Source organism: Rathayibacter sp. AY1B6 (assembly GCF_002932755.1).
Lineage (GTDB): Bacteria > Actinomycetota > Actinomycetes > Actinomycetales > Microbacteriaceae > Rathayibacter.
Genome location: NZ_PSWL01000036.1, coordinates 17,345 through 31,820, shown reverse-complemented (window position 1 = coordinate 31,820; position 14,476 = coordinate 17,345). Strand labels below are relative to the sequence as shown.

Genomic DNA, 14,476 nt, shown 5'->3' with positions numbered 1-14,476 from the left:
GATCACCGGGTCGAAGGCGGTCGCGAGGAAGTCGGACGCCGTCTCGCCCATCCCGGTGGTCAGCACCTTGAGGATCCAGAACAGCGCCGTCGCCTCGGGCACGGTGGAAACGGCGTAGCGGCCGGCGAGGAGGCGGGAGCGGATCCGAGGGAGCGGAGGGCGTCGCTGATCGGTGAGGTGCGTCATGCCGCCATGCTCGGGCAGCCCGCCGTACCCGGGGCTGGGGGCTTCGCCGGGTCCGTTGAGCAAGAGCACAGCGACCGCACTCCATCGGCGTCGTGTCCGGCGGAGCTCGGCCGGCAGCCGCGCTCGATCGGCCGGACCGTCCCCGCGCGTCGTCGGCGCTTCCTGATCCCGGGGCCGCCGAGCCGGGGTCGAGCCCGGCTCCCCCGCCGACGGTCTGCTCCGAGAGTCGTCCGACGCTCGCCGCGACGTCCCCGGCCGTGATGGACTTGCCCGCATGATGATCTCTCCGCGCGAGTCCGCGCACGACACGAAGGCAGGCGTCTGATGGCCGAGGAGCGCGCGATCCTCGCGGGCGGATGCTTCTGGGGGCTCCAGGAGCTCCTCCGCGACATGCCGGGCGTCTTCAGCACCCGCGCCGGGTACGCCGGCGGCAGCACGCCGAACGCGACCTACCGCCACCACGGCGACCACGCGGAGGCGGTCGAGATCGAGTTCGATCCCGAGCAGCTCTCCTACCGCGACCTGCTCGAGTTCTTCTTCCAGGTGCACGACCCGACGACGAAGAACCGTCAGGGCAACGACATCGGCACGGCCTACCGCTCCGTGATCCTCTTCCTCTCGCCCGAGCAGGAGAGGGTCGCGCGCCAGACGATCACCGAGATCGACGCGTCGGGCCGCTGGCCCGGACCGGTCGTCACCGAGGTCGAGCCGGCCGGCGAGTTCTGGGACGCCGAGGAGGAGCACCAGGACTACCTGCGCAAGCACCCCGGCGGCTACACCTGCCACTGGGTCCGGCCGAAGTGGGCGCTCGACGCCTGATCCCGGTCACGCGGGACGCGGGGCCCCGGGCTCCGCTCCCGCGGGCACGGCTCGCGTCCGGTGCGCGAAGAGCAGCACGACGGCGAGCGCCGAGAGCACGAGGGCCGGCGTCGGAGCCCAGGCCGGAGCGAGCGTCACGGTCGCCGCTCCGACGACGGCCCCGCCCGCGAGGCTCGCGACGATGAGCGCCTGGAGGGTCCTCGACCCGGACGAGCGCTCGGCGAGCTCCTGCATCAGGCTGGTGAGCGTGCCCGTGACGAAGGTCGTCGTCAGTCCGGCGGCGCCGGAGATCCGCTTCGCCAGCACGGTCTGCAGCCCGAGCGCCGCCGCACTGGTCGCGATGAACGCGCAGTCGACGAGCAGCGACCGGCCGCCCTGCACCGTCGGCCAGGCGGCCGCGACGGCGAGCTGGAGGACGACCCCCACGAGCGCGATGGAGCGGAGCGGACGCCTCCCGTCGACGGTCGGCGACGTGCGCGCCCGCGTCGCGCGGAACCCGGCGTAGACCGCTCCGGCGAAGAAGACGATCGCCGTGACCGCTCCGGCCGCGGTCGTCAGCCAGGCGGAGCGGGGGTACAGCCCCAGCAGCACCAGGTTGCCCGTCATGTTCGCGGTGAAGATGCCGCCGAGCAGAAGGAACGCGAACGCGTCGGTCGCGCCCGAGGCGATCGCCAGCAGCACCAGGGCGAGCCTGAGGCGCGCACGACCGGTCACCGCCGTCACGCGCGGCCCTCAGCCATGGAGCTGCCGCCAGGTGACGATCTGCTCGCCGCGGAGCTCGTAGCTCCCGAAGCAGCGGAGCCAGTGGCCCTCACCCGTGTCGGAGCGGAGGTGCAGGGCGTGCTCGGTGAGGACGACGCTGCCGGCCACGGCGATCGTCACGAGGGCGATCCGGATCTCGGTGAACGCCCGGTGGACCTCGTCGCACATCTCGAGGACCCGCGCCCGTCCCGCGATCTCCTGCGAGCTCGACGCGCTGTACACGACCTCCGGATGCAGGAACGGGATGAGCTGCCGGCTGTCGCGAGCGCTCCACACCTCGAGGAAGTCGCGCACCACCAGCTCGTTCTCGATCATCGCGACGCCCCGCACCGACGCGTCCTGCCAGCTCTCGGCCATGGGTCCTCCCGCCGTCCCCGCACCGACACTCGTCGATGGCGACGAGCCTGCCCGAGAGCGCTCCCGGCGCCTACGCGTCGGATGACCCGATCTCCCCGGCGGCGGGCTCACCGCGCGTGCGCCGTCGCCAGCTCGCCCCAGTGCGTCGTCGCCCGGAGCGAGAGGGCGTCGCGCTTCATCGTCCACACCGGCCCCGCGCGGATCCCCGCCAGCCCGAGACCGACCGCGGACCGCCCGTGGCGCTTCGTCACGGCGTCGATGGTGGCGCCGAGTCCCTTCGTGTCGAAGGCGGCGTCGAAGATCTCGAGCAGCGCGTGGGAGTTCCGCGGCGACAGGTTCGTGAGGATGACGCCGGCCCGCACGTAGCGCGCGCCCTCCCGCAGCCGCGGGCGCAGGGTGCCGATCGCGGCCCTCACCATCGCCACCGGGTCGTCCGTGGGGACGGGGAAGCCGGCCAGGCCGCCCGCGGACTCGTACGGCGCGTCCGCGAACGGCGAGGTCGACGCGAACACGCTCATCGTCTTCGTCACCGACTCCTGCGCCCGGAGGCGGTGGGCGGCGCGCTGCGCGTAGACGGAGAGCACCTGCTCCATGTCCGCGATCGTCGTCACCGGAGTGGCGAAGGACCGGGAGAAGATCAGCTGGTCGCGGACGGTCCGGGCGGCCTCGAGCGGGATGCAGTCGACGCCGCGCAGCTCGTAGACCGAGCGCTGCAGGACGACGGAGAACTTCCTGCGGATGAGCGCGGGGTCCGCGTCGCGGAGGTCGCGGACGGTGTGGATGGACAGCTCCGCGAGGCGCTTCCCCGTGCGGCCGGCGACGCCCCACAGCTCGGTGACGTGCTGCGAGGCCATCAGCGCGTCGAGCTGCTCGGGCGTGTACCAGTCGGTGTCGCAGACGCCGCCCAGGCGCGGGTGCTTCTTCGCTCCGCCCTTGTTGACGAACTTCGCGAGCGTCTTGCTCGGCCCGAAACCGACGCACACGGGCAGCCCGACGTTCTTCGCGACCGCCGCCCGCATCGCGCGTCCGATCTTCGCCCGCTCGGCCACGTCGCCGTCGACGCCGAGGAAGCTCTCGTCGATCGAGTACACCTCCTGCCAGGCCGAGTACCGGCCCAGCAGCTCCATCACGCGGGCGGACAGCTCGCCGTACAGCTCGTAGTTGCTGGAGCGGGCGACGATCTCCGGAAGGCGACCGGACCGGATGAGCGGCTCGATCCGGAACCAGGGGGTGCCGTTCTCGATGCCGAGCCTCTTCACTTCGTCGGAGCGCGCCACGACGCAGCCGTCGTTGTTCGAGAGGACGACGACGGGCCGCCCGGCGAGCGTCGGATCGAACAGCCGCTCGCAGGAGACGTAGAACGAGTTCACGTCGACCAGGGCGATGCGCCGCTCAGAGCGCACGGTGCAGCCTGTGGAGGCAGACGGTGACGACGCCCCACACCTGGAGGTCGCTCAGCTCGGCGACGTGGATCGGCGGGTACTCCGGGTTCTCGGCCCGCAGCACCACTCCCCCGGGGTGCAGCTCGAGGCGCTTGACCGTCAGCTCGCCGTCGAGGATCGCGATGACGACGCTCCCGTGGGTCGGCGTGATCGACCGGTCGACCACGAGCTCGTCCCCGTCGCTGATGCCGGCGCCGACCATGCTCTCGCCCGAGACCCGCACGATGAACGTCGACGTCCTGTCGCGGATCAGGTGGTCGTTGAGGTCGAGCGACCCGTCGAAGTAGTCCTGCGCCGGCGAGGGGAAGCCCGCCGCCACCGCCTCGCTGGTGACGAGGAAGGTGACGGCGACGGCGTCCGAGGCCGGAGTCGCGATGCGCTCCACGACGGTCACGCTCATGGTCGGCTCCCTCCTCGTCGCGTCGAACGTGTGTTCGAACGCGTCCGAGTGTAGGTCGGGGGCACCGACATTCGGGGGGCGCCCGGCGCCGTCCTCGACCGCCCGCGGGGACGATCCCCGGCGACGCCGCCGGTCGCCGGGAGGAGTGGCGCGTCGGCCGACGCGAGCCCAGCCTCCCTGGAGCCTTCTCCGACACGATCCGACCTCACCCCTCGGAAGGAGCCTTTCCCCTGCGCGCATCCCGTCCTCTCCCCGGCGACCCCTGGCCGTCGGGGATGGTCATCACGGTCGAGGACGACCCCTGGGCGCTGCTCGAGCTCCGGTCGGCATCGGACCGCTGCGCCGCCGCGCTCCGCCGGTTCGCCGACGGCTCGCTGGAGTGACGGGGCACGGATCTCCGGATCGGATGAACGCACGCGCGTTTCGGACGGTATCCCTCTTCGAGCCGCCGATCTCCGGCGACCGCAAGTCTCGAGGAGTGCACGATGAGCAGGAACATCAGAGTCGGCATCGCAGCTGTCGCCGTCGCGGGCGTGATGGCGGTGGCACCCGTGCTCGCCGGTGCGAGCAGTGTCGCTCCCGCCGCGGCGACCAGCGACTCCAGCAGCGCGTCGGACAGGAACCTGATCAACGCGGTCCGCTCCGTGGCGGCGAAGCTGCGGGTCGTCGGCCTCTCCGACGGCGGCACGAAGCTCGTGCAGTTCAACCCGACGAAGCCCGGCAAGGTCACGAACCGCGTCGCCGTCGCCGGCCTCACCGGCGGCGACACCGCGCTCATCGGCATCGACTACCGGGTCCAGGACGGCGCCCTCTACGGCGTCGGCGACAACGCGGCGAGCGCCGGCGTCTACTCCATCGACCCGTCCACCGGCGTCGCCACCCAGGTGACCCGTCTCACCGTGGCGCTGAGCGGCACCTCCTTCGGCGTCGACTTCAACCCCGCCGCCAACGCGCTCCGCGTCGTCAGCGACACGGGCCAGAACCTCCGTCAGCCGTTCGCCACCGCGGGCGCCGCGACGGTCGCCGACGGCACGCTGAGCTACGCCGCGCCGGCCGTGGCCACCGGTGTCGCCGGGGCCGCCTACACGAACAACGATCTCGACGCGAACAGCGCGACCACGCTGTTCGTCCTCGACACGGCCCTCGACCAGATCGCGATCCAGTCCCCGGCCAACGCCGGAACCCTGGCGCCGACCGGGAAGCTCGGCCTCGACGCGGTGGGCGCGACCGGCTTCGACATCTACTCCGTCCTCCGCAACGGCAGCTCCATCGGCTCGGTCGGCCTCGCCGCCGTCAACGGGTCGCTCTACGAGATCGGACTGCTGAACGGCACGGCGACTCCGCTCGGCACCATCGGGGCGAGTGTCACCGACATCGCCGTCCCGCTCGTCCAGCGCTGACCCAACCGGACCACTCCGGCGACCAGGCTCCTGCCGACCGATGCTCCCGGTGAGCGCCGGTCGGCAGGACGGCGGTCGGCAGGACGCTCCGGCGGGCCGCCTCGGCCGAGCCCTCGTCGGAAAGTTCACTCAGCTATGCATCACCGTTCACCCACCGACGCGGCGATGAGGAGTGAGATGAGCGTGCCCCTTTTCGGGGTCTCACCTCTCAAGGAGTCCACGACGTGACACGACTGTTCCGCTCCGCGAACCGCGGACGCTCCGCCCTGGCCCTGTCGGCCGCTGCTCTGGTCTGCGCCGCCGCCCTGGCCGCACCCGGTGCCGCCACCGCCGTCGGTGCCGCCGACCTCTCCGCCACCGGCGGAGCCGCCCGCATCTCCCCGGTCGACGCCGACCTCTCCGACTCGCTGCGCGCAGCGGTGAAGGAGCAGGACGCGAAGAACGTCATCCTCCTCATCGGGGACGGCATGGGCGATTCGGAGATCACCGTCGCCCGCAACTACCAGTACGGAGCGGCCGGCCGCTTCCCCGGGATCGACGCCCTGCCGATCACCGGCCAGTACACGACCTACTCGCTCTACCGCGCGGACGACCCGGCGACCGGCGCCGTCAAGGGCGCCCCGGACTACGTGCCCGACTCCGCCGCCACCGGCAGCGCCTGGGCCACCGGCACCAAGACCTACGACAACGCCATCTCGGTCGACATCGACCAGCAGCGCAAGGACACCCTCCTCGAGATCGCGAAGGCGAACGGCCTGAAGACCGGCAACGTCACCACCGCCGAGATCCAGGACGCCACCCCGGCCGTACAGGCCGCCCACGTCGACGCCCGCAGCTGCTACGGACCCGACAGCGCGAGCTGCGGCGACGACGCGCTGGAGAACGGCGGACTCGGCTCGATCAGCGAGCAGATCCTCGACACCCGCGCCGACCTGACCCTCGGCGGAGGGTCGGCCAGCTTCGCGCAGGTCGCCCGCGCCGGCGACTGGAGCGGCGAGCCGCTGTTCCAGCAGGCCGCGGAGCGCGGCTTCCAGGTGCTCGGGGACGCCACGACTCCCGCCACCGCCGCGCAGCTCGACGCGCTGACCGTCGCCGACCAGGACGCGCCCGTGCTCGGACTGTTCAACGCCGGCAACCTGCCCGTCCGCTACGCGCCCACGCCGGCGACGGTCGGCGGAGCGGACGCCGCCCCGCAGACCTGCGTCGCGAACCCCGCCCGTCCGGCCGAGCAGCCGACGCTCCGCTCCATGACCGAGAAGGCGATCGACCTCCTCGACACCGGCGACAAGGGCTTCTTCCTCCAGGTCGAGGGCGCCAGCATCGACAAGCAGGACCACGCCGCGAACGCGTGCGGCCAGATCGGCGAGACCGTCGACCTCGACGAGGCCGTCCAGGCCGCGCTCGCGTTCGCCGAGGCGGACGGGAACACCCTCGTCATCGTCACCGCCGACCACGCCCACTCCAGCCAGATCGTCGACTCCACCCCGCCGACCTCGCTCAGCACCGCGCTGAAGACCGCCGACGGCAGCACCATGAAGGTGTCGTACGGCACCGCCGCCGAGGGCGGATCGCAGCAGCACACCGGAACGCAGCTGCGCATCGCCGCCTACGGGCCGGGCGCGGCGAACGTCGCCGGGCTCACCGACCAGACCGACACGTTCTTCACCATCACGAACGCGCTCGGAGTGGACCGCGACATCCGCTCGATGAGCTTCGGAGCCACCGCCGAGCTCTCCGGCTCGTCGTTCGCCCCCGGAGCCGACGTCACCCTCACCGCGAAGGGCTTCAACGGGGACACGCAGCTGATCGGCTCCGCGCCCCTGTTCACGGACCGCACTGCGACCCGCGACCTCGCCGGTGGCGGCCTCACCGTCACGGCGAAGGCGCCCACCACGCCCGGCGACTACAGCGTCACGGTGACCGGCGACCAGACCGGCAAGGCGATCACCCTGCCGTTCACCGTCACCGAGCGCCCGACGTCGAACACCCCCATCACCGACAAGGTCAAGGACCTCGGCGGGAAGCTGATCGACAAGATCCGCCAGCACTGAGCACTCGTCGGCCCGGCTCCTCGGGAGCAGCGCGGGCCGACGGAGTCGCAGGAAGGGCCGTCCCTCGGGGCGGCCCTTCCTCGCGTCGGGGGGGTGTCGGCACGACCGGACCGGTGAGCCCGCCTCCGATCAGGACGCGCCGACTCCCGGCGACCGGTCGCGATGCGGCACGGCCCCCGCGCGCTGCACGATCGAGCGGATCAGCGCTTCGAGCAGCAGCGCCGCCCGGCTCGCTGTCAGCGGAGTGGGCTGCCGATCCGACGAACCACTGCGACTCCCCTCGGAGGAACAGCCCGCTGCTCGAAAAGGTCCGGCTCATCAGAGGGAAGCGCGACTCGGCGGTCGGTGCGGTTGATGTAGAAATCGAACCCGCTGCCGTCGATCGTCCGCCGCGAGTGGAAGACGGCGCCGACCATCTCCGACGGGAGCTCGGAGGCCACTCCGGCGGCCTCGAGAAGTTCGGCGACGACATCGAGGAGGTCACCCCCTCGGAGACGGGTCGAGACGTAGGAGGCGCTGCCCGCTCCGGCCGCGCGCCGCGTCACCGCCGGCTCGCCCGCGTGCGGTCCTGTCGCGTAGCGGCGGACCACCCGCGTCTCAGGACTGCGGAGCTGGATCCCCTCGGTCCACAGGGATCCGCGCAGGTCACCCTCCAGCAGGACGTGCTCCTCCTCGAGGAGCGGGTGGAACTCCTCCACTCGGATGCCGAGGAGGTCGCGCAGAGCACCCGGGTAGCCGCTGGCGACGACGTGGTCGTTCTCGTCGGCGATCCCCGAGAAGTACGTGGTGATCAGGTTCCCGCCGCCCTCGACGTAGCCGGTCAGCTCGCGACCCGTCCGCCCGGAGACGAGGTAGAGCATCGGAGCGACGACGACGTCGTACGGGGTCAGGTCGGTGCCCGGGGTGATCACGTCCGCGCGGACGCCCGCGTCGGCGAGCGCGCGCCACCAGTCCAGCGCCTCGCGTCGGTAGCGCAGCAGCGTGCTGGGGTGCGATTCCAGCTCGCTCGCCCACCAGGAGTCCCAGTCGAACAGGACGGCGACCGGGGCCGCCTCGCGCCGGCTCCCCGCCACATCGTCCAGCCGGCGCAGCCGCTCCCCCAGCTGGACGACGTCGCGGAACAGCTGGCTGTCCTCGCCGGCGTGGGGCAGCATCGCGGAGTGGAACTTCTCCGCTCCGGCGACGGACTGCCGCCACTGGAAGTAGCAGACGGCGTCGGCGCCGTAGGCGACGTGGGTGAGGGCGTCGCGCGCCATCTCCCCCGGCTGCTTGGGCTGGTTGACCGGCTGCCAGTTCACCGCGCTGGTCGAGTGCTCCATCAGGAACCAGGGCGATCCCTGCGCGACGCCTGAGGTCAGCGCCGCTGAGAAGGCCAGCTCGTCGAAGGACTGCTCCCCGGCGAAGCGGTAGTGGTCGTTGGAGACGAAGTCGACCTCCCGCGCCCAGTCGTCGTAGGCGGCGTGGTTCTTGCCCTCCATGATCATGAAGTTGGTCGTGACCGGGATGTCGGGGGTGATCCGCCGCAGCACCTCGCGCTCGGCGACGAGGTACTCCTTCAGGGCGTCGGAGGAGAAACGGAGGAAGTCCAGGCGCTGGGTCGGGTTCGGCAGGGCCGCCACCAGACGCGGAGTGAGCACCTCCTCGAACGAGCTGTAACGCTGCGACCAGAACGCTGTCCCCCACGCCGCGTTGAGGCCGTCGATGCCGGTGTAGCGGTGCTCGAGCCAGGTGCGGAACGCCCGCGTGGCGTCCTCGGAGTGGTCCCAGGCGTTGTGGCAGCCGAGCTCGTTGCTGACATGCCAGGCGACGATCGCGGGGTGGTCCCGGTAGCGCTCGGCGATGCGCTCGACGAGCTCGAGGGCGTGCGCTCGGAAGACCGCCGAGGTGGGACGCCAGTGCTGCCGGCCCCCGGGCGAGAGGATCCTGCCGTCGGCGGTGACGGGGAGGATCTCCGGGTGGGCCAGCGTGAGCCAGGGCGGCGGGGAGGCGGTCGCCGTCGCCAGATCGACTCCGATGCCTCCGGCGTGCAGCAGGTCGAGGACCTCGTCGAGCCAGGCGAAGTCCCACTGGTCGGGGGCGGGCTGGATCTTCGCCCAGGAGAAGATGGCGACGGAGACGACGTCGACCCCGGCCTCCTGCATCAGCCGGACGTCCTCGGCCCAGACCTCGCGCGGCCACTGATCCGGGTTGTAGTCGGCGCCGAAGGAGATGCGCGGGGTGCGCTCCTCGCCGGTGCGGAGCCATCGGTGGTTCATGGAAGCCTCTCGTCGGTGTCCGGGCGCCGTGAAGACGGCGACCGCGGGTCGTGTGGGGTCGGGTCGGGTCGAGCGCGGGTCGAGCGCGATCAGGCGGAGCGCTGGGAGAGCGGGGAGATGACGAGCTCGTCGATCCGCACGTGGCGGGGTGCGTCGACCACGAACATCGCCGAGCGGGCGATATCGGCGGGCGCGAGCATCACCGATCGGGCCGCCGCGCCGGGGACCTCGGGCCGCTGGCGCAGGAAGTCGCTGTCGATGTCCCCGGGGCAGAGGAGTGTCGCGCGGACGCCCGAGTCAGCCTCCTGGTCGTTGAGGGTGCGGACGACCGGCGCGAGCGCCGTCTTCCCGGCGCTGTAGGCGACTCCGGCGCCGGGCGAGGGGCGCCAGCCCGCGATCGAGGAGACCACGACGATCACGCCGGATGCGGCGCGCAGTCCCGGAAGTGCGGCGTCGGCACTGCGGACGACGCCGAGGAGGTTGGTCTGCACGACGCTCGCGAACTCCGCCATCGACTGGTCCGCCCACGCCCGCCGCGGGGTGTTGGCACCGGCGGAGAGAATGACGGCGTCCAGGTGGTCGGTGCCGGTCGCGGCGGCGATCGCCTCGACGCGCTCACGGGCGTCGTCCGCGGCGACGTCGAACGGCAGCTCGAGGGCGGTGCCGCCTGCGGCGCGGACGAGTCCCGCCGTCTCGGACAGCTCGGGCGCCCTGCGCCCCGAGAGGGCGACGGTCCACCCCCGCTCCCCCAGGGCCGTCGCGCAGGCGCGCCCCACTCCGCTTCCGGCTCCTGTCACCCAGGCGACTCGCATCTCCGCGTCCATGAGATCTATAATAAGCAGACTTTTCAGAACGACGGGGGTAGGACATGCTGATGGATCTCACGGATCGGGCCGTCCTGGTGACGGGTGGCGGCCGGGGCATCGGGCGGGCGCTCGCTGAGCGGTTCGCCCTCGAGGGTGCGAAGGTGGCGGCGTTCGACGTCGCCTTCCCGGAGGGCGCGCCCGAGGGCGTCCTCCAGATCGAGGGCGACGTGACCGAGCCCGACTCCGTGGCGAGCGGCGTCGCTCGCGTCGCCGAGGAGTTCGGCGGTATCGATGTCCTGGTCAACAACGCGGGCATCAACGTCGAGGGCCGGGTGGCGGATCTCGATCTGGCCGCCTGGCGCCGCTGCTTCGACGTGAACGTCGGCGGCGTGTTCCTGATGTCGCAGGCGGTGCTTCCGCATGTGAAGGCCTCCGGTCATGGACGCATCCTCAACGCGGCCTCGTTCGCGGCGATCGTCCCCTCGGTGGGCGCGGCCGCCTACGGCGCATCGAAGGCGGCCGTCGTGCAGTTCAGCCGGGTGCTCGCCGGCGAGCTGGGGCCGTGGGGCGTCACGGTCAACGCCTACGCTCCCGGTATGATCCCGAGCGCCATGAACGGTTTCGAGACGATGCCCCAGGCGGCTCAGGACCGGCTGCTCGATACGCTGACCCTCCGCCGCTGGGGCACCGCCGACAGCATCGCCGATCTGCTCGTGTTCCTCGCGAGCGACGCCGCCGACTACATCACGGGCACGCTCATCGACGTGAGCGGCGGAAAGCTCGCCACGCAGCTCCCGCAGCGCGCCTACGAGGGAGTGGTCCCACCCGTCTCATGACTCATCAACGCTCCCTCGTCGACACCATCGGCACCGCCATCGTCGGTGGAGATCCGCCGACGGGCACGGTGCTGAACATCGAGACGCTCACCCGCGAGCACGGCGTCTCGCGGTCGGTGATCCGAGAGGCTCTACGCATCCTCGAGACGCTCGGGATGATAGTCGCCCGCCAGCGGGTGGGGATCACCGTCCTCGGCCGCGAGCACTGGCAGCTCCTGGATCCGCGGGTCATCGCCTGGCGGTCGCACACGGACGACGCGCAGATCCAGCTCCGCGAGCTCATGCAGCTGCGCACCATCATCGAGCCGGCGGCGGCGGAGCTCGCCGCGGTCCAAGGCACGGAGGAGCAGCTGACCGCGATCGTCCGGGCCGCCGAGGAGATGACCGCGACCTACCGCGACCGGCGCGTCGCCGCGTTCACGCGGGCCGACCTCGACTTCCACTCGGCGATCGTCGTCGCGGCCTCGAGCTCCGTCCTCGCGCAGCTCTCCGACACCGTCCTCGCCGCCCTCCGGCTGCGCTACTCCGGCAGCGTGCCGGTGTTCGACGAGGAGGGCGAGCGGGCCCTGGCCATCCACGTCCGGCTCGCCGACGCGCTCACCGCACGCGACGCCGGAGCAGCGGTCGGCCTCACCCGTGCGCTCGTCGATCAGACCCGGGGCCGCCTGGAGGAGCCCGTGGAGCACCCGGACGACGCGGTCGCGGCGACGCCGGGAGGCGGCGCATGAGCTCCGCCGTCCCCGCCTACTGGGAGGCCGCGGTGTGCATCCCGCCCGTGTCGCATCACGCCGAGGGCCCGCTCTGGGACCCGCGCGGCGACACGCTGATATGGGTCGACCAGTACGCGGGACTCGTCCGCTCCGCGACCCCGGAGGGTACGAGCTTCCTGCTCCGCCCCCCGATCGCCTTCGACGGTCCCGTGGGCGCCGTCGTCGGAGACGTGCGCGGCGGCTGGCTCGTCGCGGCTGCGGACGGCCTGTGGTCCCTCTCCCCAGAGGGCACCGTCTCCCCCGTCGTCGACGTCCTTCCGCGCGACGGCGTGCACCGGCGCATGAACGACGGGAAGGTCGATCCGGCCGGCCGGTTCTGGTTCGGCACGATGGCGATGGACAAGCGCTCGGGCGCCGGCTCCCTCTACGCCCTCGACCAGGGCGTCGTCACGGAGGCGGTCCCCGAGGTCACGATCTCCAACGGTCTGGCCTGGTCCCCAGACGGCGGCACGATGCATTACATCGACACCCCGACCCACCGCATCGACCGGTATCTCACGGAGGGGTCCGCCCTCCGTCGTGACGGATCGCTCGATCTGTCGTCGCGGCCAGGGAGCCCGGACGGCATGACGATCGACGACGAGGGGGCGCTGTGGGTAGCGATGTGGGGTGCTTCGGCAGTGCATCGCTACGACCCCTCCGGCGAGCTGATCGGTGTCGTCCACGTCGACGCCCCACAGGTCTCCAGCGTGACCTTCGGCGGACCCGATCTGGACACCCTGTTCATCACGACGTCCCGCGAGGACTACTCTCCCGCCGATGCCGCCGCGCACCCTCTCGCCGGAGCGCTGTTCCAGGTGCGGCCGGGAGTCCGCGGCACAGCGGCCGTCCTGTACCGGCCCTGATCGCTCCGCGCCGATCCTCTCCGGTCCCGCGGAGCGCGGCGGCTGTCGCGGGACAGTCGATCGCGCCCTCGACCGCGCATGAGAGCGCGGCGCGGGGAGGCCCCGCGCCGCGCTCTCGTATCGCTCAGCGACTCCGTATCACTTGTTGACGGAGAAGCCCTGCTGGTCGCCGTACTCGACGAGCTGGTCCTGCCAGTCCATCAGTCCGCTGCCGATGTCCTCGTGGTTGACGAAGGACTGACCGACGGTGTCCGGGAAGACGCTGTTGGCGTAGACCTGGAAGGGCAGGTACTGCCAGCCCGTGCTGACGGTGCGGGACGCTTCGACGAGGATCTCGTTGATCGCCTGCCCGCCGAAGTACTCGGGGGTCTGCGCCAGGAACTCGTCCGACTCGAGGTCGGCGACGGTCGCGGGGAAGCCGCCGGACTGGAGGAAGATGTCGATGCTCTCGTCGTCCGAGTTCAGCCACCGCACGAACGCAGCGGCCAGAGCCTTGTTCTCGCTCTGCTCGAGCACGACCTGTCCGCCGCCGCCGTTCTCCGAGTTGCCGCCCGTGCTGCCGCCGTCGGCGGTGGGCAGGGCTGCGGCGCGCCAGTCACCCGCGGCCTCGGGCACGGAGGACTCCAGCACGCCGGGCATCCAGGCCCCGCTGAGGAGCGTGGCGATGGTGCCGTCGCCGAGTGCGCGGTACCACTCGTCGCTCCAGCTCGGGATGTCCGGCAAGAGCTCGCCCTCGGTCAGGCGGGACCAGTTCGCGGCGAAGGCCTGAGAGCCCTCGTCCTCGAGGTCGACGGAGATCGTCGTGCCGTCGTCCGCGACCTCGAACGGGCGGCCGCCGGCCTGCCAGATCATGCTCGTCGCGAAGCCGGGGTCGCTGGTGTCGCCGGCGATGTAGGCGTCGGGGTTCGCTGTGTGCAGCTTCTGTGCGGCGGCGTAGTACTCGTCCCAGGTAGTGGGGACCTCGATGCCGTACTGGTCGAAGACGGCCTGGTTGTAGAACATGGCCATGGGGCCGGAGTCCTGCGGCAGGCCGTACAGGCCGCCGCCGATGCTGACCGAGCTCCAGGGACCGGTACTGTACAGATCCTCGAGGTCGGCGAGGCCGTACGGAGTCAGGTCGACGAAGGAGTCGGCCAGCGCGAACTGCGGGATGGCGAAGTACTCGACCTGGGCGACGTCGGGCGCGCCGGAGCCGGCGGTGATCGCGTTCTGCAGCTGCGTGTACTCGGTCGTGCCGGTGCCGACGTTCACGACGTTCACATCGACGTTCGGGTAGGCCTTCTCGAACGCGGCGACCTGCGCCTCGGCGGACGGAGTCCATGTCCAGTAGGTCAGGGCGCCGCCCTCTTCGAGGGCCGCGTCCAGGTCGGCCGCATCGGCGTCCGAGTTCGTCGCGCCGCCGGCGGCGGAGCAGCCGGAGAGCACCAGGCCGAGGGTGAGCGCGGCGCCCGCCAGGGTGCCGAAGCGGCCGAGACGCCGCCTGCTGGTGGAGTGAGTCATGGGAGTTCCTTTCGAGTGACTTCGTTGTACGGGAAGGGAGGGGAGGA

At 71.6% G+C, this 14,476-nt stretch carries 13 protein-coding genes and 1 pseudogene; 6 read left to right on the top strand and 8 right to left on the bottom strand.

The genetic code is table 11. The features are described 5' to 3' along the window. Positions 1–186: pseudogene (locus tag C5D08_RS15720) on the bottom strand (hypothetical protein); the annotation flags it as partial. A 324-nt stretch (positions 187–510) separates the two neighbouring features. Here C5D08_RS15720 and msrA point away from each other — a divergent pair. Further along, on the top strand, positions 511–1,005 hold the full coding sequence (msrA, locus tag C5D08_RS15715; RefSeq protein WP_104277813.1) for a peptide-methionine (S)-S-oxide reductase MsrA: 495 nt from the start codon (positions 511–513) through the stop codon (positions 1,003–1,005). Positions 1,006–1,011: 6 nt separating this feature from the next. Here msrA and C5D08_RS15710 read toward each other — a convergent pair whose 3' ends face one another. The 4 genes from C5D08_RS15710 to C5D08_RS15695 form a co-directional block, all read right to left on the bottom strand. Next, on the bottom strand, positions 1,012–1,728 hold the full coding sequence (locus C5D08_RS15710) for a YoaK family protein (RefSeq protein WP_104277812.1): 717 nt from the start codon (positions 1,726–1,728) through the stop codon (positions 1,012–1,014). A gap of 9 nt (positions 1,729–1,737) precedes the next feature. Next, positions 1,738–2,124: a nuclear transport factor 2 family protein gene (locus tag C5D08_RS15705; protein ID WP_104247117.1), complete on the bottom strand. Its 387-nt coding sequence runs from the start codon at positions 2,122–2,124 to the stop codon at positions 1,738–1,740. 107 nt (positions 2,125–2,231) lie between these two features. Continuing rightward, entirely contained in the window at positions 2,232–3,527 is a 1,296-nt protein-coding gene (locus C5D08_RS15700) for a Y-family DNA polymerase (protein WP_104277811.1), read from the bottom strand. Continuing rightward, complete coding sequence (locus C5D08_RS15695; protein WP_104233991.1) at positions 3,517–3,966, bottom strand: LexA family transcriptional regulator; 450 nt, start codon at positions 3,964–3,966, stop codon at positions 3,517–3,519. The genes C5D08_RS15700 and C5D08_RS15695 overlap by 11 nt, the downstream gene beginning before the upstream one ends. Positions 3,967–4,451: 485 nt before the next feature. Between C5D08_RS15695 and C5D08_RS15690 the strand changes: the two genes are divergently transcribed. Both C5D08_RS15690 and phoA read left to right on the top strand, forming a co-directional pair. Next, positions 4,452–5,366: a DUF4394 domain-containing protein gene (locus C5D08_RS15690; RefSeq protein ID WP_219815191.1), complete on the top strand. Its 915-nt coding sequence runs from the start codon at positions 4,452–4,454 to the stop codon at positions 5,364–5,366. A 224-nt stretch (positions 5,367–5,590) separates the two neighbouring features. Further along, on the top strand, positions 5,591–7,417 hold the full coding sequence (gene phoA, locus C5D08_RS15685; RefSeq protein ID WP_258065079.1) for an alkaline phosphatase: 1,827 nt from the start codon (positions 5,591–5,593) through the stop codon (positions 7,415–7,417). A gap of 236 nt (positions 7,418–7,653) precedes the next feature. Here phoA and C5D08_RS15680 read toward each other — a convergent pair whose 3' ends face one another. Next, positions 7,654–9,672: a beta-galactosidase gene (locus C5D08_RS15680; protein WP_104277810.1), complete on the bottom strand. Its 2,019-nt coding sequence runs from the start codon at positions 9,670–9,672 to the stop codon at positions 7,654–7,656. Positions 9,673–9,761: 89 nt separating this feature from the next. Beyond that, entirely contained in the window at positions 9,762–10,496 is a 735-nt protein-coding gene (locus tag C5D08_RS15675) for an SDR family oxidoreductase (protein ID WP_104277809.1), read from the bottom strand. Positions 10,497–10,546: 50 nt separating this feature from the next. Between C5D08_RS15675 and C5D08_RS15670 the strand changes: the two genes are divergently transcribed. Genes C5D08_RS15670 through C5D08_RS15660 form a run of 3 tightly spaced genes read left to right on the top strand, consistent with a single transcriptional unit; the run spans position 10,547 to position 12,929 of the window. After that, complete coding sequence (locus C5D08_RS15670; protein WP_308471636.1) at positions 10,547–11,314, top strand: SDR family NAD(P)-dependent oxidoreductase; 768 nt, start codon at positions 10,547–10,549, stop codon at positions 11,312–11,314. Continuing rightward, the gene (locus C5D08_RS15665; RefSeq protein WP_104223306.1) at positions 11,311–12,042 is read left to right on the top strand and encodes a FadR/GntR family transcriptional regulator; all 732 of its coding nucleotides are present in this window, start codon (positions 11,311–11,313) and stop codon (positions 12,040–12,042) included. The genes C5D08_RS15670 and C5D08_RS15665 overlap by 4 nt, the downstream gene beginning before the upstream one ends. After that, positions 12,039–12,929, top strand: coding sequence for an SMP-30/gluconolactonase/LRE family protein (locus C5D08_RS15660; RefSeq protein ID WP_104238876.1), 891 nt, complete (start codon positions 12,039–12,041; stop codon positions 12,927–12,929). Before C5D08_RS15665 ends, C5D08_RS15660 begins: the two co-directional genes overlap by 4 nt. 138 nt (positions 12,930–13,067) lie before the next feature. Here the strand turns inward: C5D08_RS15660 and C5D08_RS15655 are convergent, their stop codons facing one another. Further along, positions 13,068–14,429 (bottom strand): ABC transporter substrate-binding protein, encoded by a 1,362-nt coding sequence (locus C5D08_RS15655; protein ID WP_104233995.1) that lies wholly within the window; start codon positions 14,427–14,429, stop codon positions 13,068–13,070. Between the last annotated feature and the right edge of the window lie 47 nt (positions 14,430–14,476).